Origin of the sequence: Haliea sp. E17 (assembly GCF_048323675.1) — a bacterium.
GTDB lineage: Bacteria > Pseudomonadota > Gammaproteobacteria > Pseudomonadales > Halieaceae > Mangrovimicrobium.
Genome location: NZ_JBLWFK010000003.1, coordinates 23,282 through 43,233, shown reverse-complemented (window position 1 = coordinate 43,233; position 19,952 = coordinate 23,282). Strand labels below are relative to the sequence as shown.

Annotated in this window: 20 protein-coding genes; 13 read left to right on the top strand and 7 right to left on the bottom strand. The window is 66.1% G+C overall.

Annotated features, from left to right (window positions below):
• The first annotated feature begins 1 nt into the window (after position 1).
• Complete coding sequence (ilvN, locus tag ACNKU3_RS08855; RefSeq protein ID WP_418259083.1) at positions 2-493, top strand: acetolactate synthase small subunit; 492 nt, start codon at positions 2-4, stop codon at positions 491-493.
• Here ilvN and ACNKU3_RS08850 read toward each other — a convergent pair.
• The gene (locus tag ACNKU3_RS08850) at positions 483-1,205 is read right to left on the bottom strand and encodes a 4'-phosphopantetheinyl transferase family protein (protein WP_418259082.1); all 723 of its coding nucleotides are present in this window, start codon (positions 1,203-1,205) and stop codon (positions 483-485) included. The genes ilvN and ACNKU3_RS08850 overlap by 11 nt on opposite strands.
• 152 nt (positions 1,206-1,357) lie before the next feature.
• Between ACNKU3_RS08850 and ACNKU3_RS08845 the strand changes: the two genes are divergently transcribed.
• From ACNKU3_RS08845 to ACNKU3_RS08830, 4 genes are all read left to right on the top strand, one after another.
• Complete coding sequence (locus ACNKU3_RS08845) at positions 1,358-2,200, top strand: hypothetical protein (RefSeq protein WP_418259081.1); 843 nt, start codon at positions 1,358-1,360, stop codon at positions 2,198-2,200.
• Positions 2,197-3,165 (top strand): diacylglycerol/lipid kinase family protein, encoded by a 969-nt coding sequence (locus ACNKU3_RS08840; protein WP_418259080.1) that lies wholly within the window; start codon positions 2,197-2,199, stop codon positions 3,163-3,165. The genes ACNKU3_RS08845 and ACNKU3_RS08840 overlap by 4 nt, the downstream gene beginning before the upstream one ends.
• Entirely contained in the window at positions 3,162-4,094 is a 933-nt protein-coding gene (locus ACNKU3_RS08835) for a hypothetical protein (RefSeq protein WP_418259079.1), read from the top strand. The genes ACNKU3_RS08840 and ACNKU3_RS08835 overlap by 4 nt, the downstream gene beginning before the upstream one ends.
• Positions 4,095-4,248: 154 nt before the next feature.
• Positions 4,249-5,193 carry a hypothetical protein gene (locus ACNKU3_RS08830; protein WP_418259078.1) on the top strand — a complete coding sequence of 315 codons (945 nt, stop codon included), beginning with the start codon at positions 4,249-4,251 and terminating at the stop codon, positions 5,191-5,193.
• On the opposite strand, the gene ACNKU3_RS08825 is transcribed toward ACNKU3_RS08830, so the two are convergent.
• Complete coding sequence (locus tag ACNKU3_RS08825; RefSeq protein ID WP_418259077.1) at positions 5,168-6,274, bottom strand: mitochondrial fission ELM1 family protein; 1,107 nt, start codon at positions 6,272-6,274, stop codon at positions 5,168-5,170. The two genes, ACNKU3_RS08830 and ACNKU3_RS08825, sit on opposite strands and share 26 nt — an antisense overlap.
• A gap of 293 nt (positions 6,275-6,567) precedes the next feature.
• On the opposite strand from ACNKU3_RS08825, the gene ACNKU3_RS08820 reads away from it, so the two are divergent.
• A complete protein-coding gene (locus ACNKU3_RS08820) occupies positions 6,568-7,473 on the top strand; it encodes a hypothetical protein (protein ID WP_418259076.1) in 906 nt (301 codons plus the stop codon).
• 11 nt (positions 7,474-7,484) lie between these two features.
• Here ACNKU3_RS08820 and ACNKU3_RS08815 read toward each other — a convergent pair whose 3' ends face one another.
• On the bottom strand, positions 7,485-8,423 hold the full coding sequence (locus tag ACNKU3_RS08815; protein ID WP_418259075.1) for a sulfotransferase domain-containing protein: 939 nt from the start codon (positions 8,421-8,423) through the stop codon (positions 7,485-7,487).
• Complete coding sequence (locus ACNKU3_RS08810) at positions 8,420-9,331, bottom strand: sulfotransferase domain-containing protein (RefSeq protein WP_418259074.1); 912 nt, start codon at positions 9,329-9,331, stop codon at positions 8,420-8,422. Before ACNKU3_RS08810 ends, ACNKU3_RS08815 begins: the two co-directional genes overlap by 4 nt.
• Before the next feature lie 288 nt (positions 9,332-9,619).
• Here ACNKU3_RS08810 and ACNKU3_RS08805 point away from each other — a divergent pair, with 288 nt between their 5' ends.
• On the top strand, positions 9,620-10,246 hold the full coding sequence (locus tag ACNKU3_RS08805; RefSeq protein ID WP_418259073.1) for a 2OG-Fe(II) oxygenase: 627 nt from the start codon (positions 9,620-9,622) through the stop codon (positions 10,244-10,246).
• A gap of 18 nt (positions 10,247-10,264) precedes the next feature.
• On the opposite strand, the gene ACNKU3_RS08800 is transcribed toward ACNKU3_RS08805, so the two are convergent.
• The gene (locus tag ACNKU3_RS08800; protein ID WP_418259072.1) at positions 10,265-11,359 is read right to left on the bottom strand and encodes a mitochondrial fission ELM1 family protein; all 1,095 of its coding nucleotides are present in this window, start codon (positions 11,357-11,359) and stop codon (positions 10,265-10,267) included.
• A gap of 1 nt (position 11,360) precedes the next feature.
• On the bottom strand, positions 11,361-12,302 hold the full coding sequence (locus ACNKU3_RS08795) for a sulfotransferase domain-containing protein (protein ID WP_418259071.1): 942 nt from the start codon (positions 12,300-12,302) through the stop codon (positions 11,361-11,363).
• Positions 12,303-12,422: 120 nt separating this feature from the next.
• Between ACNKU3_RS08795 and lptF the strand changes: the two genes are divergently transcribed.
• The 3 genes from lptF to ACNKU3_RS08780 all read left to right on the top strand — a co-directional run bounded on the left by lptF (position 12,423) and on the right by ACNKU3_RS08780 (position 16,360).
• On the top strand, positions 12,423-13,490 hold the full coding sequence (gene lptF, locus ACNKU3_RS08790) for an LPS export ABC transporter permease LptF (RefSeq protein WP_418259070.1): 1,068 nt from the start codon (positions 12,423-12,425) through the stop codon (positions 13,488-13,490).
• On the top strand, positions 13,487-14,557 hold the full coding sequence (lptG, locus tag ACNKU3_RS08785; protein ID WP_418259069.1) for an LPS export ABC transporter permease LptG: 1,071 nt from the start codon (positions 13,487-13,489) through the stop codon (positions 14,555-14,557). Before lptF ends, lptG begins: the two co-directional genes overlap by 4 nt.
• 63 nt (positions 14,558-14,620) lie before the next feature.
• Positions 14,621-16,360, top strand: coding sequence for an ABC transporter ATP-binding protein (locus ACNKU3_RS08780; RefSeq protein WP_418259068.1), 1,740 nt, complete (start codon positions 14,621-14,623; stop codon positions 16,358-16,360).
• Here ACNKU3_RS08780 and ACNKU3_RS08775 read toward each other — a convergent pair.
• Positions 16,357-17,433: a mitochondrial fission ELM1 family protein gene (locus ACNKU3_RS08775; RefSeq protein ID WP_418259067.1), complete on the bottom strand. Its 1,077-nt coding sequence runs from the start codon at positions 17,431-17,433 to the stop codon at positions 16,357-16,359. The genes ACNKU3_RS08780 and ACNKU3_RS08775 overlap by 4 nt on opposite strands.
• A gap of 83 nt (positions 17,434-17,516) precedes the next feature.
• Here ACNKU3_RS08775 and ACNKU3_RS08770 point away from each other — a divergent pair, with 83 nt between their 5' ends.
• Genes ACNKU3_RS08770 through ACNKU3_RS08760 form a run of 3 tightly spaced genes read left to right on the top strand, consistent with a single transcriptional unit; the run spans position 17,517 to position 19,945 of the window.
• A complete protein-coding gene (locus ACNKU3_RS08770; protein ID WP_418259066.1) occupies positions 17,517-17,759 on the top strand; it encodes an acyl carrier protein in 243 nt (80 codons plus the stop codon).
• Positions 17,760-17,781: 22 nt separating this feature from the next.
• A complete protein-coding gene (spt, locus tag ACNKU3_RS08765; RefSeq protein ID WP_418259065.1) occupies positions 17,782-18,984 on the top strand; it encodes a serine palmitoyltransferase in 1,203 nt (400 codons plus the stop codon).
• A 49-nt stretch (positions 18,985-19,033) separates the two neighbouring features.
• The gene (locus ACNKU3_RS08760) at positions 19,034-19,945 is read left to right on the top strand and encodes a metallophosphoesterase family protein (protein ID WP_418259064.1); all 912 of its coding nucleotides are present in this window, start codon (positions 19,034-19,036) and stop codon (positions 19,943-19,945) included.
• The last annotated feature ends 7 nt before the right edge of the window (positions 19,946-19,952 follow it).

The window sequence follows — 19,952 nt, the reverse complement described above, 5'->3', positions numbered from 1 at the left end:
CATGCGACGGATCATTTCTATCCTGCTGGAAAACGAGCCCGGCGCGCTGTCCCGCGTGGTCGGCCTGTTCTCCCAGCGCGGTTACAACATCGAGACCCTGAACGTGGCGCCCACCGACGACCCGACCCTGTCGCGGCTGACCCTGACCACGCTCGGCGACGACAAGCACATCGAGCAGATCACCAAGCAGCTCAACAAGCTGATCGACGTGGTCAAGCTGGTGGACCTGACCAACGGCGCCCACATCGAGCGCGACCTGATGCTGATCAAGCTGCGCGCCCACGGTGTGGCGCGCGACGAGGTGAAGCGTACAGTGGATATTTTCCGCGGCCAGATCGTCGATGTCGGCCCCAACGTCTACACCATCCAGCTGGTGGGCACCTCGGAAAAGCTCGACGCCTTCGTCGCGGCGATGGCCGAGGTGGATATCCTCGAGGTGGTGCGCTCAGGCGTCGCGGGTATTTCCCGCGGGGAAAAAGTCCTCAGCCTGTAGGCAGTTCGTCGACCAGTTCGACCGACCCTGTTGACGCCCTGAGCCCGCTGGCGGGCCAGGGCGTTTTCATTTCCCCCTCGACAAAGGCCTTTAACCGAAGCGTTACCGGTTCGGGGGAATCGCTGGCGTCCCGGAGCCAGTTCAGCGCCAGGCGGTAACCGGGCAGGCAGTCGACGAGGGCGTACACGGATGCATCCTCCGCTGTGTCGCGCCTGGCAATGTCGCTGGCGATCGCCCCGGGTTCCGGACACGCGAACGCCAGTTGCTGCAGCAGTGGCGGCAGCGCCAGCCCCCGGCATTTCACATGCGCCTCCTTCAGCGTCCACAGGTCATGGAAGGCGGCGTCACGCTCCGCCGGATCCCGGGTTTCCAGCGCCTCGATTTCCAGCGGGTGGTAAAAGCGGCGCGCCAGCCGCAGTACATCGCGCCCGGGCTTGATGCGCTCCAGGTCGATGCCCAGCGCGCCACCCGCGGCAACTGCCATGGCCAGCCAGTCGCCGCTATGGCTCAGGTTGAAGCGCAGGGGCGCGGCGGGTGCGGCGATGTCCGGTTTGCCCCAGCGACCGCTGCTGAATTGCCAGTCGCCCGGTGGGACCGCGCAGTAGCGTGAGAGCACCTGGCGGCGAAACTGGTCGGAGTCGGCGATAGTTGCACGGGCGCACAGCCACACCTGGATTTCCCCGGCGGGCAGCGAGAGCAACCCGGCTTGCACCGGTTGTGGTGTTTCCTGGTTTGCGGGCATCGGTCCTGGACGGGAGTGGCAACAGGCGGGACCTTAAGGCAGTGCCGCGCAATGGGCAATATTCTGTGGTATTTTTGTGCCCGACCGGATTATGTAAGTGACTGAAAATTATGGGGATGAGTGTGCTCGCTGGAGCCCTTCGGCACGCGCGGGGGGCGCTGTTCTGCGCCCTGGCGGGCCTCGCGGTGCCGCTGGCAGCGCGGGCCGCGGAGCTCCCCGCCTGGCAGCAACTGGTGTTCGAGCAGAGTCGCTTCGGGGTGACCGCCCGATCGCTTGTCGCGGTGGATACCGCGGCGGATGGCAGCGCGGCCTGGCAACTGGAGGCCCGCAGTTCGGTGGCGGATAACAGTGAAACCGTGACCCTCGCCATGGCCGCCGACAGCGGCGCCCTGTGCCAGCGCGCGCGCTACAGCGCCGGGCGCAACCAGCGCTACAAGGGCTGGGATTATCTTCCCGGGTACGTTGAGCGCGAGCGGCGTGAACCCGCCGGCGGCGACACCGCCGACCCGGCCAGCTGGCCGGTGAGCAGCCGCAAATCCATCGCCTACCCGGCAGAGCTGGGTTCACTGGCGCTGACCGACGCCTACGCGCTCCTGCCCCTGGCGGCGCGCCTGCGCGTCGACGGGGTATCTTCGGCAGTCTACGCGGTGCACACGGATTTCAATTTCTACCGGGTAAGCCTCGTCGCCAGCGCCGGTGAGGCGCTGGCGGTGGACTACCGTGAGCTACCCGCGGGACAGCTCCGGCAGGGTGAGCGCAGCACCCGCGTGGTGGATGTCCGGGTCAGTCCCCTCGGGCCCCTGCACGGGGCGCCGGATTTCAGCCTGCTGGGCCTGGAGGGCGACATCCGCATTATCTTCGACGCCGCTAGCGACCTGCCGCTGCAACTGCGCGGCCTGGCCCCGCGGGTCGGCGCGACGGCGATCAACCTCAGCGAAGTGACCCTGCGGACGCCTGCCCAGTGAGTGACCGACTGCAAGCCGTGGGCCTGATCAGCAATCCGCGCAGTGGCCACAACCGGGACGCTTTCAGCCGGGTGCAGGCGCGGGTTGCGCAAAGCCCGGATATCTATCACCGGATTACCGACTCGCCGCAGGACATCCGCCCGGCGCTGCAGGAGATGCGCGAGCGCGGCATAGTGCTCCTGGCGATCAACGGCGGCGATGGCACCTGTTCCGCGGTGCTGGGTGAAATGCTCGAATCCGGGCTGTTCCCCGAGCCGCCGCCGATCGTGCTGCTGCCGGGCGGTACCGCCAACATGAACGCCGGCGATATCGGAGTTACCGGCGCACTGCAGCGCGCCGTCGAGCGCTTTTGTGACTGGTGCGACAGCGGGCGCGAGGACCGCCGGGTAGAGCGCCAGCGCCGCTCCCTGATGCGCCTGGCCTGTCCGGGCGAGAGCGCCCCCCGCTACGGCATGTTCCTCGGCGCCGGGGCCATCCTGCAGGGCACCGATTACGCCCACCGGGAGCTCCACTCGCGCGGCCTGCGGGACGATTTCAGTCTCGCCCTGGGCACCGCGCGCACCGCCTGGGGCCTGTTGCGCAACGACCCGCTATTTCGCCAGCCGGTGGCCATGGAACTCGACCTGGACCAGGGCGGCCCCCGGCACTTCGATGGCCTGCTGTTTGCCTGCAGTACGCTGCAGCGGCTCTCCTTTGGCATGCGGCCCTTCTGGGGCGGCGGGGAGGGCGCCCTGCGGGCCACACTGCTGGAAAGTGACTGCCGGCGCTTCGCCACGACCTTCGTCTCGATCCTGCGCGGGCGGCCCAACCGCAATGCGACCCCGGAGTCCGGCTACCACAGCTGGAACGCGCAGACCCTCACGCTCGACCAGGGCGGGCGCCTCAACCTGGATGGCGAGGTCTTTACCCCGGGCGGGCCGGTTGGGGTCACCGCCAGCGCACAACTGGAGTTCCTGCGCCTGTGACCGCCTACCCTGACGTCGCCGGCCCCGAGGTGGCGGACGACCCCGCACTGGCGGCACTGCTCGACACGCTGCGGCGTCGCTACAACGACCGGGTCTGCGGTGTGCTGCTCTATGGCTCCTGCCTGCGCAGCGGCGATCTCGCCGAGGGCATCCTCGACCTCTACCTGGTCCTCGATGAGTATCGGGGCGCCTACGGTCGCTGGCTGCCAGCCGCCGCCAACTGGCTGCTGCCGCCCAACGTGATCTACGCCGAGCAGTCCGTGCGGGGGCGCACCCTGCGGGCCAAGGTGGCGCTGTTGTCGCTGCGGGATTTCCAGCGTTGTTGCTCCCCCCGGCGCTTCGAATCCTATATCTGGGGCCGCTTCGCCCAGCCGACCAAAATCCTGGCCAGCCGGGACCCGGATAGCCGGCGGCAACTCGAGGCGGCCATGCTGCAGGCCTCGCGGACGCTCCTGCTGCGCGCCCTGCCGGCGCTGCCGGCGCAGGGGCCGGTCGAGGCCCTTTGGCAGGGGGCACTGGCGTTAAGCTACGCCACCGAACTGCGTACCGAGCGCAAGGGTCGCAGCCAGGAACTGGCCGATTACGCGCGGGATTTCTACCTCGAACTGACCCGCCTGCACGCCGGCGCAGTGGGCCTGCTGCTGGACGATTCGGGGGAGGGGACGGCCTATCGCTACCCGGCGAGCCAGTTCGCCCGCAAGCGGGCTCGCCTTGCCTGGTTCGGCCGCCGGGTGGCGGGCAAGAGCTTGTCTATCGCGCGCCTGACCAAGGCCCTGTTCACCTTCGAGGGCGCGCTGGATTACCTCGCCTGGAAACTGTCGCGGCACTCCGGCGAGGCCATCGTCATCCCCGACCGGGTGCGGCGGGCGCCGCTGCTGTACATCTGGGGTTTCGCCTGGGGGCTCTGGCGCCGGGGGATTTTCCGCTAGTGCGCGGCGCCGCGAGTGGATGCGGGGGCTTCCCGCCGGCGCCAGAGCGCCTGCGAGCCCACTTTTTCACACCGGCCAATGGCAGTATCCACATGGCATCGCCGCGAACAATATTTTATAGTCGGGTGCACTGAGCACCGCCGCCCGAGACACTATGAAAGCCTGCGTATTTATCCAGACCAATCACAAGCAGATCACCGGGGCCATCGTCGCCCGTTACGCCCTGCGCCGCTATTCGCAGAATAACGACAAGTTCGACGTCCAGTTACTGGATACCCGCGATTTTCCCTTCTTCGCCGCCCGCGAAGGACAGGAATACCTGCGCGACGGCGTCAAGCGGGTGTGGTTGAACGACGACCTGCAATCCTTTACCCCGACCCGCTTCATGCCGCCCAAAATGATGGGCTTCGAGGGCCGCGCGGTGGTGATCGACCCGGATATCTTCGCCACCACGGACATCTGGGAGCTGCTGAGCCGGGATATGGGCGGCAAGGCCATCATGTGCCGCATGCGCTCCGGCCCCAAGGGACTGGTCGACAAGTGCATGGCCAGCAGCGTGATGCTGCTCGATTGCGCCCAGCTCACCCACTGGGACGCCGAGGCGAAGTTCCAGGCCATGTTCGAGTTCACCCAGGACTACCAGCCCTGGATCTGCCTCAAGGAGGAGCCCCGGGAGAGCATCGGTTTCTTCGAGCCGGAGTGGAACGATTTCGACAAGTTCACCCTGGACACCAAGATGCTGCACACCACCCGGCGCCGGACCCAGCCCTGGAAGACCGGCCTGCCCACCGACTGGCGCCCCGCCGAACGCTTCCGCCTGTTCCCGCCGGCGGCCTGGGTGCTGCGCGCCCGCCGCAAGCTGTTCGGCGAATACGCCTTCCTCGGCAACTACAAGCAGCACCCGGACAGGAACCAGGAAATGTTTTTCTTCGGCCTGCTCAAGGAGTGCCTGGAGAACGGTGAAATCACCGAGGCGCTGCTGCGCGAGGAAATGGCGAAGAACCACGTCCGCCACGACGCCTTCGAGGTGCTTGCGCAGACGCCGTCCCTGCCACCGGCTCCCCAACACCCGCTCAGCGCGCTTGCAACAGCCGCCTGAGCGCGTCCGCGCTCGCCTGTAGCTCGACCTCGGAAAGGTTCGCAGGGCCGTCACGGCCCCCCTCGGGGGCATAGCCGAGGGCGTACTGTACCGCTTCCCCCAGCCGGTCTCCCCGCAGGCGCCGGGCGCGCCCTGCCGCATACAGCGCGCGCTGGATATTGCCCACATCGCGCAGCATGCGCTTCGGCCCCAGCGCCATCGCCAGGTGGTGGCTGAGCGGCTTGTAGCGGTAATTGTGGCGCAGCTTCCACCAGGGCGTGGCGCCATCCCCGCTGTCGAAAATCAGCAGCGGCTTGTCCATCGCCGCGGCCTCCGCCAGCATCGACATGGATTCGCCGGTCACGATGAAGGCATCGGCGGCCCCCAGTATCTCCCGGTAGGGGTTGTGGCCCGCGGCGTCCCAGCGGTAGACGAAGTTGTCGCCGTGCAACTGGTCGGTGATCGCATCGCCCACCGCCCAGTGCGTCCGCGGACTGTCGCTCACCAGCAGGGAGCCCCGGGTGGCCGCCGCCAACCGGTCGGCGAGGTCGCCGAGCATGGCGCCCTTGTCCGGCGTGAGCACGAAGGGCCCGCTGTCGCCGCCCACCAGCAGGGCGATCCAGGGGCGCGGCAGGTGCGCATGTGCCGCAATGAATTCCTGTGCCTCAGTTCTCAGCTGTTCGGCGGCAAAATCGTGCAGGGGCAGGGTGTTGTGCAGGATGTTGCGGCGCCGCGGCAGGAAATACTGCGGCGTGGTGACAATCAGGTCCCAGCTGTCCAGCGGCGCCCAGGGTCGGCCGATATGCACCAGCCGCGTCCGCCCCCCGGACTGTCGCCTGATCCACTGCGCTACCGGTTCATTGCGCCGCCCGGCGCTGATCACCAGCTCCGGCCAGGGCGCGGTCAGCGGGCTGGAGGCCCCCTGGTCGATGCCCGCCAGGGTGGCCCCGTGGCCGAGGTGCACCAGCAACTCCCAGGCGTGGGCCTGGATGTGCTTCTCCTCGAAGTCCTCGCCCAGCGCCTTGGCCAGGGCCATGACCTGGGTATTGTCTCCGGCTTTTTTGCCCAGCAGGCACCAGACGGGTTTGGAGTTCTCTTGCACTGAGTTTCAGTTTCCCGGTTTTTAATTGATGCTCAAGCGCTCGACTGCAAAGTGCACAAGGGAGCGTGGATTGCGGTGTATTCCTGCTGGAACCGTGTGGCGACAAGGATGTCGCCACCCGAGCCTGCACATGGATGTGCGCTTTTTGGCGTGTTCCAGCAGGAATACACCGCAAGCCGCGCGGATTTGAGGCTCTACCCGCCACTTCCCGCAAAAATTGCCAAATGCCTGGCAATTCAAGCCAGCCACATGCTGCGCTACACTACCGCACAAGCTACCCGCAGGAAATTACTTTGAAGCCCACGGTCTTTATCCACACCAACCATAAGCAGATCATCGGCGCCATTGTCAGCCGCTATTCCCTGCGCAGGAATTCCGCCCACGCCGACGAGTTCGACGTGCAATTCATCGAAGTGGCCAACCACCCCTGCATGCGCGAGCGCGAGGGCCAATTGTACCTGCGCGACGGGGAATTGCGCCCCTGGGTAAACGAAGACCTGCAATCCTTCACACCCCTGCGCTTCGCCCCGCCCGGTCTGATGGGCTACCAGGGCCGCGCCGTGGTGATCGATCCCGATGTGTTCGCCGTCGGCGATATCTGGGAACTGCTGTCGCGGGACATGCAGGGCGCGGCCATCATGTGCAAACCCAAGAGCGGCCGCAAGGGGCGCAAGGGTGCCTGGGCCAGCAGCGTCATGCTGCTCGACTGCGAGAAACTGCAGCACTGGAGGTTCGAGGAGGATTTCGCCGCCATGTTCGTGCCCGCGAACGGCGGCCGGCCGGCGCGGGATTACATGGACTGGGTGTCGCTGAAGCTGGAGGACCGCGCCACCATCGCGCCGCTGGAGTCGGGCTGGAATGACTTCGACCACCTGGACGCGGGCACCAGGCTGCTGCACAACACCAAGCGCTACACCCAGCCCTGGAAAACCGGCCTGAAGATCGATTTCCGTCCCGCCGATACCTTCCAGCTGTTCCCGCCGCGGCACTGGTTCCGGCGGGCGCGCCGGGCCCTGTTCGGTGACTACAAGTACGCCGGTACCTATTCCGCCCACCCCGACCCGGCGCAGGAGAAGTTTTTCTTCGGCCTGGTGCGCGAGTGCCTGGAGGCGGGTGAACTCAGCGAGGCGCAACTCAAGGATGAAATGGCCCGCGGCCACGTGCGCGAGGATGCGCTGCAGTTGATCGCCGCGGCCTGATCGCCGCGGACTTACTGGTAGTTGTACAGCGGGTTGAGGCTGTCGGCGAGGAGGTTGTCGATGGTCGCCACTTCCTCGTCGGTGAAGTAGTCGCGGTAACCGCCGACCTTGGCCCGGCGCACCTTGTAGCTGTCCGGGTTGTCCTTGTCGCGGGGCATCATGCGGCCGCCGGCCAGCTTGAAGGTCGACTGGCTCTCCATCTTCTTCATGTTCTCGTAGGAGGAGTACTCCACCGCCGCGGCGACCTGCTCCGCGGTGGCGTCCACCTGCATGAATTCCAGCAGCTCGGTAAGCTTCCCCGCGGGGTCGGCGCGCAGGTCCTCGTAGCGCAGCAGGTGGAAGTTGCCGACCTTGACCGATTCCCGCGCCCACAGGTTCAGGTAGTCGGTCACCGCCTGCATGCTGCCGCCGTTGTCGCCAGTGACAAAGTCGTAGAGGCTGATGTCACTGCCGCGGGGCGGGTAGTTGTTGATCGTCACCTTGGAGGGCTTGATGCGGAATTTCCACTGGAAGAACTGGGAGACCGCGACGTCGCGCGGGTCCCGGGACAGCAGTACCACGCGCTTGTTGTAAAAGGGCTGCTTGCTGACGAAGTCGCCGGTGAAGTCCTTGATGTAGTTGTCGTGGGTGAAGAAGATTTTCGGCACGCCGGGGGCGAGGCGGTGGAAGTTGTCGAAGCTCAGGATCGCCTTTTCCGGCAGGCCGTGCTTGACCCGGAACAACTGCGAGAGCATCACCCGTAGCCAGGTGCGGCCGCTCTTGCCGAAGGAGACCACGACGATGTCGGCCTTCTGCAGTTTGTCGAACTGCTCCACGCCGCGCAGCTTGCGCTCCGCCTCAAGGATATCTGCCTCCGGTTTGCCGCGCATGCGCAGGTGCAGCAATTTGCGCGACAGTTTCTTGTTCAGGGTCTGCAGGCCCTGGCGCAGGTTCTGGAAGGCTAGTTTCATGCGTTTTGCCCGCCGTAGCCAAAGGAGGGATCGAGCCGGGCGACCATGGCGTCGAGCTGCTCGCACTGTTCATCGCTAAAGTAATCGCGATAGCCGCCGACCTTGGCCTTGCGTACCTTGAAGGATTGCGGGTTGTCCTTGTCGCCGGGTTTCACCCGCGCGCCGCTGCCCTTGAAGAACTTTTCCTGTTCCATCTTCTTCATGTTGTCGTAGGCGGCGAAATCCACCGCCTGCTGGATCTGCTCCGCGCTGGCCGGATTGCCGGTGAACTCGAGGATCTTGCCCAGCACCGTACCGGGGTCGCTGCGCATGTCCTCGTAGCGGACGACGAGCACGTTGCCCAGCTCGGGGATCGCCCGCGCCCAGCCGTTGAAGTAGTCGATAATGCGCGGCAGGCCGGCGTCCCGCTCGAGGACAAAATCGTAGACACCGATATCGGCCCCGTGGGGCGGGTAGTCGTTGATGAATTTCTTGTTTGGCCGCATCCGGTACTGCCACTGGAAGAACTGGGAAACCGCCACGTCCCGGGGATCGCGCACCAGCAGCACCACGCGCTTGCCGCGGAAGTGTTCCTTGGATTCGGCGTTACCGGTGTAGTCGCGCAGGTAGTTGTTGTGGGTGAAGAAGACCGCCGGCAGGGCCGGGTCGTGCTTTTTCAGGTTGTCGAAGTCCAGCAGTTCCCGTTCGTCGATGCCGCCCATCAACTGGTAGGCCCGGGAAAGCATTACCCGCAACCAGGTGCGTCCCGATTTACCCCAACTCATCAGTACCCAGTCGGCGCGCTGCAGTTTCATGAACTCCTCGCGACCGCGCAACCAGCGCTCCAGCTTCTTGCGCCGTTCGGCGGGCAACCAGAAGCAGAGCAGCAGCAGGATATGACGCGCAACGATCCGCGCCGTGTCGGCCATTCGGGACTCCCATGCGGGTAAGAAAGGCGCCGGATGATACAGCATTCCGGCGACGCTGGCACTAGGCCCCGCTTGCCCGGGGCAGGCGGGGCCGTCTGGCGGATGCTCAGCAGCCGGGGCGGAAGCTCACCTCGGTTTCCTGGCAGGTCACGCAGCAGTCCACGCAAGCCTGCTCGCCGCCATACGCGCGGTGAGAGAGTTAACTATCGCTGGGTAATTTTCGACAGATCTCCGGCCGAACAATCTGGTAACTTGTCGCTCTTGCCCCCCGAGGATTAGAATCCCGCCATGTCCCTAATCAATATCAATGCGCTGCGCGCAGCGACGCTGCAGACCGACCCCTTCGATTTCCTGGTGGTGCCGGGCTTTATCGGGCCCGAGGCACTGGCGCGGATCAACACGGATTACCCCGCGATCGACAGCGCCGCCAACCATGTGCTCGAGAACCTGCAATTCGGCCCGGCTTTCTCGGCGATGATGGACGAACTTGAAGGCTCGGAATTTCGCAGTGCGATTGGCGAGCAGTTCGACATGGACCTGCTGTCCATGCCCACGACCATCACCGTGCGCAAGTTCTGCGAGCGCACCGATGGCAATATCCATACGGACCACCGCAGCAAGGTGGTTACGGTGCTGATCTACTTCAACGAGGAGTGGACCCACGAGGCCGGGCAGTTGCGCATGCTGCGCTCGGCGACCGATATCGAGGACTACGCCGCCGAGGTGCCGCCGCTGGGCGGGACCCTGCTGGCATTCCGCCGCACCGATCACTCCTGGCACGGCCACACGCGCTTTGTCGGCGAGCGCCGTATGCTGCAGATCAATTACCTCGACCAGAGCCCGCTGGCCATCGCGGCCCAGCGTATCAGCCGCTTCGGCACCCATTTCATGAAAAACGTGCTGGGGATGCGCTAGGGGTAATCGGGCCCGCGGTCAGAACAGGGACTTGATCCGCCTGACCACCGCACCCACGTCGTCCGGCAGCTTGCCCTCCGGCGAGCGGAATGGCTCCCCGGCCCAGACTGCCAGGCCCCGCGCCACCAGCATGCGGTGAAAGGCGCGGAAATCCCGGGTCGCACAGAGAATCTTGAACACATCCAGGTGGTAGACCAGCCGCGCCAGGCCGAGCCGCAGGCGGTCCGTCGTGCTTGCGCGGCGGGGATTGAACAGCCAGTGGGCCAGCGAACGCCGGCCCTGGTCCAGGGTGCCCAGCCAGCCCCCGGGCAGGGGAAAGATCGCCAGGGGCTTGCGCAGGTAGATGACTTCGACCTGCATGGAGACGCTGTCGGCGGTGACGATGAAGCCGTCCGCGCTGCCCAGCAGGGCCCGGTAGGGATTGTCGCTGGCGCCGGCAGACCACTCGAAGTAGTGTGCCTCCGGAGGTAAGTCCCGGCGCAACACTTCGAGCACTTCCGGCGTGGTGCGCCGACTGGTGGTGATATAGGGGGTGCCGCCGAACTGCTCGACGACCTGGCGGGCCTGTGCCACCAGCCCGTGGGCTACCTCGGCATTCATGATAAAGGGGTTGGTTTCACCGCCCACCAGGATGGCGATGAGCGGGCGCGGCAGGTTGGCGAAGCGCTCCCGCCAGGCGTTGGCCTCGGCCTCGACTGCCCGGGGGTCGACGCGCATCAGCGGCAGGACCGTGGGCAGGAAGCTGGGCAGCGGCGGCATCTGGTTCTCGGCGCTGGCGACAATCAGGTCGAATGCGCCCATGTGCCCCGAGGGTTTGCCGACCAGGACGATTTTTGTTCGATTCCCGGACTGCGCGCGAACCCACAGCGCTGCCATCGAGGGCCGGCGGCCGACGGTGATGATGAGGTCGGGCCAGGGCCCTTCCAGCGGATCCGAGCGCGAGAGGTCGAGGTGCTCCAGGGAGGGGCGGTAGCGCGGCTTGCCCAGCACCCACTCCGGTTTCATCTGCAGGTGCCGGTATTCGACCGGCCAGTCCAGGGCCTCGATAATCGTTTCTACCTGCCCGTTGTCGCCGCGCTTGTCGCTGAGCAGGACCCAGGTCCGTGGGGGCACGTCAGGAACCGGTGGTTTCGCGGCAGTAGCCCAGCTCGGGCAGGATGTTGTCGCGAACCAGTGCTTCCAGTTCGGCTACCTGTTCCGGGTTGAAGTCTTCGCGGTAGCCGCCCACCTTGCCGCGGCGCACCTTGTAGGTCGACGGGTCGTTGGCATTGACCAGCTTCATACCGCCCTGGCTGAAGGTGCCGGCGGTTTCCAGTTTCTGCAGGTTCTCGAAGGAGCCCCATTCGACTGCGGCGCGCACGTCGTCCTCGCTGAAGCGCTCGCCCATCAGCCGGGTGATCTGCAGGAGGGTCGGTACGGGTTCGGCGCGCAGGTCCTCATATTTCACCAGCAGGCCGTTTTCCAACTGCTGCACGGCGCTGGCCCAGAAGTTCTGGTAGTCGATCAGGGAGGGCAGGCCGATGTCCGAGTGGCGGACGAAGTCCCACATCTCCACCGTGCGCCGGTCGATCGGGTGGGCGATGGAGTGGTTGATGAGTTCCTGCTTGGCGCGCGACTGCCGCTTGGTGAACTGGTGGTACCAGGACACGGCGATATCGATAGGGTTGCGGGCGAGAAACAGCACCGGCTTGTGGCGCAGGGGGTTGTCCGGCGCGCCGGGTGCCAGCAGCTTGCCTACCTCGGCCTCGTAGCTGTAGTGTCCGTTGGTGGCGGCCAGCCGGGGGATTTCCGGGTACTTGCGGGAAAACTCGTCGGTGTTGATGAGTTGCGACTCCGGCAGTCCGTAGCGCTGCTGGTACAGCCGTGAAATCATGGCCTTGAGCCAGGTATTGCCGCTCTTGGGGTGGCCGATGATGATCAGCCCGGCCTTGTGCGCCTTACTGAGCTCGAGCTGCGCGAGATAGCGCCGCCGCAGGGCTACCCGGGTCTTCGCGGGCAGGGGCTCGGTAGGGGCAATGATGAGTGCTTTCTTGACGCCGTCGCTGAGGTTGAACATGCAATTGTGCTGGGGGGCCGCTGGAAAGCGGGGAATTATGGGACAAAGCGCTGCAAATAACCAGACGACAGAACCTTGGGGTACAATGCCCGGCTCGCGCGACAGGATTAGCACACTTCCTTGATTATTGACCGCTATCTCAGTACGGAGATCAGCCGCCCCCTGCTGGCAGGATTGGGCTTGCTGACCCTGATATTCATTGCCTGGTCGGCGGCGCGCTATCTGTCACTCGCGGCGGAAGGGCATCTCGACATGCTGGCCGCATTCAAGCTGGTCGGCCTCAATACAGTCGTGGCGCTGGAGATCCTGCTGCCCTCGGCGTTGTTCTTCTCCGTGCTCTCCGCGGTGGCGCGCATGTACAAGGAGGCGGAGATGCACGTGCTGTACGCCTCCGGCATCAGCCGCCTGCGGATTCTCGAGTCCGTGCTGAAATACTCCCTGGTGGTGGCCCTGGTCACCGGCCTGATCTCGGTGGTGGGGCGCCCCTGGGCCTACCGCATGAGCTACGAGCTGGAGGCCCGTGCCGCCGCCCACTACGACCTCAAGCGGATGGCCGCGGGGCAATTCGTCGATCTCGCCGGCAGCGATTACACCTTCTACGCCGGCGGCGCCGATCTCGACAACGGCGTGCACCGCGACGTGTTCCTGTTCAAGCGTCACCCGAGTGCCAAACGGGTGGAAATCCTGGTGGCGAAGACTGCCGAGCTGCCTGCCCTCAACCCGGGGGAGCCGATGGAGGCGCACTTCGGCGAGGGCTACAACTACCTGCTGGACGAGGCCGGAACCCGGGATTTCACCAACCGCTTCGAGACCCTGGAGATCCGCTTGCAGAACCGCAAGGCACAGGAAAAATACCGGCGCAAGGCAGAGACCACCGAGGTACTGGCGGAATCTGATGATCCCAAGGACATCGCGGAATTCCAGTGGCGCGTATCGACCCCGCTGGCCACGCTCCTGCTGGGCCTGATGGCTGTGCCGCTGTCGCGCACCGCGCCGCGCCAATCGCGCCTGCGCAACGTGGTATCAGCCCTGCTGGTGTACGTGGGCCTGTTCGCTCTCGCCAGCGTCAGCCGGACCTGGCTGGAGCAGGGCAAGTTACCCGAGATGCCGGGCCTCTGGCTGGCCTACGCCCTGCAGGCCCTGCTGCTGTTCGCCCTGGTGGCGCCGCGCAAATGGTGGCGTCGATGATTCTGCAGCGCTATCTCGCGACCCGCATGGTCTGGGGCTGGCTGCTGGCCCTCGGTGTGCTGGCGCCGATTTTCGGCATGATCGAGTTCATTTCGGAACTGGACCGCACCCAGCTGGACTACGATGGCTGGGCGGTCGCCCGCTACACCCTGCTGAGCCTGCCCCAGCAGGTGGTGACGCTGGCGCCGGTGATCGCCCTGCTGGGCAGCATGGCGGCGCTGTCCGCGCTCTACCGCAGCAATGAACTGACAGTGATGAGTTGTACCGGGTTCACCCCCGGGCACCTGTTGCGGGCCATCGCGTGGCCCACGCTTGTGCTCATGCTGCTGCTGTGGGTGCTGATGGAGTTCGTCGCGCCGCGGCTGCACCTGCTGGCGGAGCAGCAGCGCCACGTGCTGCGTTACGGCAACGCGGTGAATCTCCCCAGTGAAGGCATCTGGGCGGTCGATGGTCACCGCTATACCCGCCTCGGGCGGATCACCCGGGACGGCGTGCCCGGCGATATCGACGTGCTCGAATTCACCCCGGAGGGTGAATTGCTGCGCGCGGTGCACGGCCGCTCCGCCAGGGTGCTGCCGCGCCGCGAGTGGATCCTGCGCCATGTCCGTATCAAGGAACTGCGGGATGGCGTGCTGGTCACCCGCCGGCAAAAGGAACTGGCGGTAAACAACCTCTGGGAGCAGAACGAACTGCCCACCCTGTCGCTGCCGATTGAAACCATGTCCCTGTCTGTCCTCTATGGCTACGGCAATTTCCTCGCCGACAGCGGCCGTCCGGCGGGCAACCAGCGGGGACTGTTCTGGCAGAAGTTCCTGATGCCGTTTACCGTGGCGGCCATGGTGCTGCTGGCCACGCCGCTGAGCGCCAGCAGCGGGTCCGGCCGGGATCGCAGCGTGGGCATCAAGATGGGGATCGGCGCGCTGGCCGGCATCCTGTTTTTCCTGGCCGCCCAGATCATCAATGCGCTGGGCCAGTTGTTGGGACTGGCACCGGCGGTAACTGCGTCGCTGCCGGCGGCGGGAGTGGTGCTCTGCGCGCTGTTCCTGTTGCGGCGGATGCGCTGGTAGGAGAGTGAATTTGCACGTGGTTGAGGTACAGGCAGCGGTGGGTGCGTTCGAGGTAACTGCGCTATGCGCCTGATGCTGGACTTTTTCCGGGCCTATCCGGGGCATACCGTGTTGATGCTGCTGGCCCTGATGCTGTCGGGGCTGGCGGAGGGTATCGGCCTGTCGGCGCTACTGCCGCTGATCAACGTCGCCCTGGGGCACGACGTCGCAGCGGCGGTGACCGGGGTGCCCTCGGCGGGAACCTCGGACTTCGAGCAGCGGGTGCTGGACGTGCTCGCGGCAATGCATATTTCACCCACGCTGGGCAACATGCTGCTGATCATCGTGGTCTTCATGCTGGTCAAGAGCATCTTCCTGCTGGTTGCCCAGCGCCAGGTCGGCTACACCGCCGCACAGGTGGGAACCGACCTGCGGCTGGCGATGCTGCGCGGCGTGCTGCGCAGCCGCTGGGAGTACTTCCTGCACCAGCCGGTGGGCAAGCTGACCAACGCCCTGGCCACCGAGGCGCAGCGTTCCTCGGCGTCTTTCGTCAACGGCGCCACCGCCATCACCTTTCTCATCCAGGCGCTGGTCTACGGCGCGGTGGCCTTTGCCCTGTCCTGGCGGGCTTCGCTGGTGGCGATCGGCGCCGGCGCGATCGTCATCGGCCTGTCCCACTCCCTGGTGCTGGTGACCCGGCGCGCGGGGGCGCGGCAGACCAGCCTGCTGACCTCGCTGATGGCCAACCTCACCGATACCCTGCAGTCGGTCAAGCCGCTCAAGGCCATGGCCCGTGAACACCTGGCGGACCAGGCGCTGGCCGGGGACACCCGCCGTCTCAACCGCGCCCTGCGCAAGCAGGTGCTGAGCGGGGCGGTGCTGGATTCTGCCCACGAACTGATGTTCACCGTGTTCATCTGCCTGGGCATCTGGGTGGCGCTGGAAAAGTTCGGCATGGCACTGCCCACGGTGATGGTGCTGGTGGTGACCCTCGGGCGGGCGTTTTCCTTCCTCGGCAAGGTGCAGAAGCAGTACCAGAAACTGGCCCAGGGGGAGAGCGCCTACTGGTCGATGAAAACCGCCATCGCCGAAGCCGATGCCAACGAGGAAGCGCTGCCCGGCGGGGACACGCCGACCCTCGACACGGCGATCCGCTTCGAGGATGTCGACTTCAGCTACGACGGCCACCCGGTGTTCAGTCAGCTGTCACTGGAGGTGACTGCCGGGCAGCTGACGACCCTGGTGGGACCCTCCGGTTCTGGCAAGACCACCCTGATCGACCTCAGTATCGGCCTGCTGCGCCCCGACCGGGGTACGGTATCGGTGGACGGCAAGTCGCTGCAGGCCCTCGACCTCAAGGCCTGGCGCGGGATGATCGGCTACGTGCCCCAGGAAACCATCCTGTTGCATGACAGCATCCTCCACAACGTCACCCTGGGCGATCCCCAGCTGCAGCCGGAAGACGCGGAGCAGGCCCTGCGCGCCGCGGGGGCCTGGGAGTTCGTCGAGCGCCTGCCGCAGGGCATGGAAACGGTGGTCGGCGAGCGCGGCGGCAAGCTGTCCGGCGGGCAGCGCCAGCGCATCGTCATCGCCCGGGCGCTGATCAACAAGCCGCGGCTGCTGATCCTCGACGAGGCCACCAGCGCCCTCGACGCCGAAAGTGAGGAAGCGGTGCGCAGGACCATGGAGAGCCTCAAGGGGCGTCTCACCATCCTGGCCATTTCCCACAATCCGGCGATGGTGCAGGCGGCGGACCGGGTCTACCAGATGGCCGGTGGCGGCGCCCAGCCGACCCAGGTGCCGGCAAGCGCGGCGCCGCTCTAGGCGGGGCCTGCCGGCCCCGGCACGGCAGGCTCCGGCAGCAGTTGCCGGACCGCCGCCAGGGCATTTTGCAGGTCGCCAGAGCCCACTGCCACCTCGCGCACCGCCGGTGCCTCCTCGCCCAGCCAGCTCGCCTTGCCGCTGGCGCACAGTTGCCGGTGGACCAGGGTGATGTCGCGGCTCAGGGGCGACCAGCCCCAGCGCAGCAGGCCCGCATAAAGGCTGCCGCCGAGGCGGAAATCCCGCGCTGCCGCCACTCCCTCGCGCATGCCGCCGAGGTCGAATATCTGCACCGGTTTGCCGGTGGCGCAGGCCTCCGAGAGCATCGCGATGCTGTCGCCGGTGACGACGATGCGGTCGGCCCAGGCGAGCATGCCGAGGTAGGGGTTTTGCGGATCACCGGCGCGCCAGCGGTGCAGGAAGTGGGGCGCGGAGAGCGAGTCGGCCAGGGCCACCAGCGCACTGCCGCGCGTGCGCGAGCTGGTGCTGAGCAGCAGCGAACCACCTGTCTCCAGGGCCAGGCTGGAGACCTCCCGCGCCAGGCGTGTGGCGGCCCTGGGGCCGAGGGTGAAGGGGCCGCTGTCACCGCCGACCAGCACCGCGATGCGCGGGGAGGGCATAGGCTCGAACTGGCGGGCCCAGGCGCTGCGCGCCGCGGCCAGTTTATCGGCATCCAGGGCGTGCAGGGTCAGGGTGTTGCGCAATACGTGCGGCGCGTCGTCGACCCGGTACTGGGGCGTTGTGATCACCAGGTCGAAGGATTCCAGCGGCCCCCAGGGGCGGCCCACATGCACGTAGCGGGTGCGGCCGCCGGACTGTTCGCGCAGCCAGCGGCACACCGGTTCATTGCGCACCCCGCAGGAAATGACCAGGTCGGGCCACGGGGGTGACAGGCATTCCCGGGAGGCCGCGCTGATACCGGCCAGGGAGGCCTGGCCGAGCACGTGGGGCCAGACGACCGGCGTGCGGTAGTGCAGGGTTTTTACTTCGTATTGCAACTGCAGGCCCTCAGCCAGCGCGCGAACCTGTGCGCGCTCCCCGGCGCGATAGGCGTCGATCAGCCAAACCACTGGCATAAAAACACTTCCCTCGGTATAGTTCCTGCGTCCCGAATCCGGCGATTAGCCGCTCCAGCCAGAGGCCGAAGGATAGCCAGCACATGACGCATTATCAGGAATATCTTGGTTTTATCTGTACAGTGCTGGAATCATACAACAAGAAGCAGGTCGCATTGGGAGAGGCAACCGATCTGGTGGCGGATATCGGCCTGACCTCGCTGGAGGTCATGGAGTCCATCGAGCGCATCGAGGACCATTTCGATATCTCCATCCCGCTCAACATCCTGCCGGATGTAAACACCATCGGCGAACTGGCGAGAAAAGTTCACGAACTGACCCAGTAAGCCCGCCACGCTGCGACGCGCTATGTTATTCGACAAGTTCCAGGACATGATTGCCTTCCGCGGCCAGCTTGCCGCGCAGGGCGTCAAACCCTTCGGTGCGGTCACCGAGGAAATCCATTCCGCCACCGAAGGCGTGGTGGAAGGGCGCGAGGTGATCCTCGCCGGCACCAACAACTACCTCGGCCTGTCCTGGGACCCGCGCTGCATCGAGGCCTCCCGCGAGGCAGCGGCCCGCTGGGGCACCGGCACCACCGGCTCCCGGGTGGCCAACGGCTCCTTTGCCGGGCACCAGGCGCTGGAGAGTGAAATCGCCGACTTCTACGGCGTACCCCACGGCATCGTGTTTTCCACCGGCTACGCCGCCACCATGGGCATGTGTTCCACCCTGGCCGGCCCCGGCGACGTGATTCTCCTCGACGGCGACAGCCACGCCAGCATCTACGCCGGGGTGCGGCTGTCCGGGGCGGAGATCATCCGTTTCAAGCACAACAATCCCGAGGATCTCGCCAAGCGCCTGCGGCGCCTCGGCGAGCGCGTGGACAATACGCTGATCATCGTCGAGGGCATTTACTCCATGCTCGGCGATGTCGCGCCGCTGGCGGAGTTCGCCGCGGTGAAACGCGAATACGGCGGCAGCCTGTTTATCGACGAAGCCCACTCCATGGGTGTGCTCGGCGAGACCGGCCGCGGCGCCGCCCAGGCGGCAGGTATCGAGGCCGATGTGGACTTTATCGCCGGCACGTTCAGCAAGAGCCTCGGCGGTATCGGCGGTTTCTGTGTCAGTCCCCACGCGGAGCTGGAAGCCATCCGTTTCTGCATCAACGCCTATATCTTCACCGCGTCGTCGGCGCCGTCGGTGATCGCCTCCACCCGCGAGGCCCTGCGCATCATCCGCAGTGAACCCCAGTTGCGCCAGCGCCTGTGGGATAACGCGCAGCGCCTGTATGACGGGCTCGCCGGGCTCGGCCTGCGGGTCGGCCCGTCGGTCAGCCCGGTGGTGGCGGTCGTGCTGGAAGACCGCGATGCCACGCTGGCCTGCTGGCAGGCCCTCCTCGACGCGGGGGTTTACGTGAACATGGTGGTGCCGCCGGCCTCGCCGTCCACCTATTGCCTGCTGCGCAACAGTGTCAGCGCGGCCCACACCACCGGGCAGATCGATACCATGATCGCCGCCTACGCCAGCCTGAAGGATCGCGGGCTGCTGCCTGCGTACAGCGGGGCCTGATGCGTCCCGACTCCCCCGCCGCTGACAGCATTGCAGGCCGGAGTCGCCGTTGAGCCAGCGTTTCGCCCAGATTTCCGATTTGCACCTGAGCTCCCTGGCCCAGGTCAGGTGGCAGGACCTGCTGAACAAGCGCATCCTGGGTTATCTCTCCTGGCGGCGAAAACGCCGCTTCGAACACCGGTCCGAGGTACTGGATGCCCTGCGCCGGGATATCCAGCGACAGTATTTCGACCAGTGCCTGGTCACCGGCGACCTCACCCATATCGGCCTGCCGCAGGAATTCGCCGAGGCCCGCCAGTGGCTGGAGGCGCTGGGCGAGCCGGCTAGTGTCGCCGTGGTACCCGGTAATCACGACGCCTACGTGGCCTCCCGCTGGTGCAAGACTTTCGCCAACTGGCAGGACTACATGGGCTCGGATGGCGGTGACCTGCAGAGCGAGCAGGGAGCGTTCCCCAGCCTGCGGGTGCGCGGTGAGCTGGCATTTATCGGCCTCTCATCCGCGGTACCCAAGCCGCCGCTGCTGGCCACCGGGACTGTCGGAAACAGCCAGCTCGAGCGCCTCGCGGCCATGCTCACGGATACCGGCCGCCGCGGCCTGTTCCGGGTGGTCTACCTGCACCATCCGTTGCTGGCCGGCAGCGAGAAGTGGCGCAAGCGGCTGACCGACGCCGCTGCCCTGCGCTCGGTGATCGCCGATAACGGCGCGGAGCTGGTGCTGCACGGCCACGGGCACCGCAGTGCCTGCGGCGAACTGCCGACCCGCCACGGTGCCGCGCCGGTGTTCGCAGTGCCCTCAGGTTCGGCGATGGGCCTGCACGGCGCCGATCGCGCGCGCTATAACTGCTACACGGTGGACCGGGAGGCGGGGGGCTGGCGCCTCGAGGTCGAGACGCACGGCTTTGTTCCGGAGAGCGGGGAGTTTGTCACCGAGAGCGGACGCTCCCAGCACCTGAGGCGTTAGCCTGGCG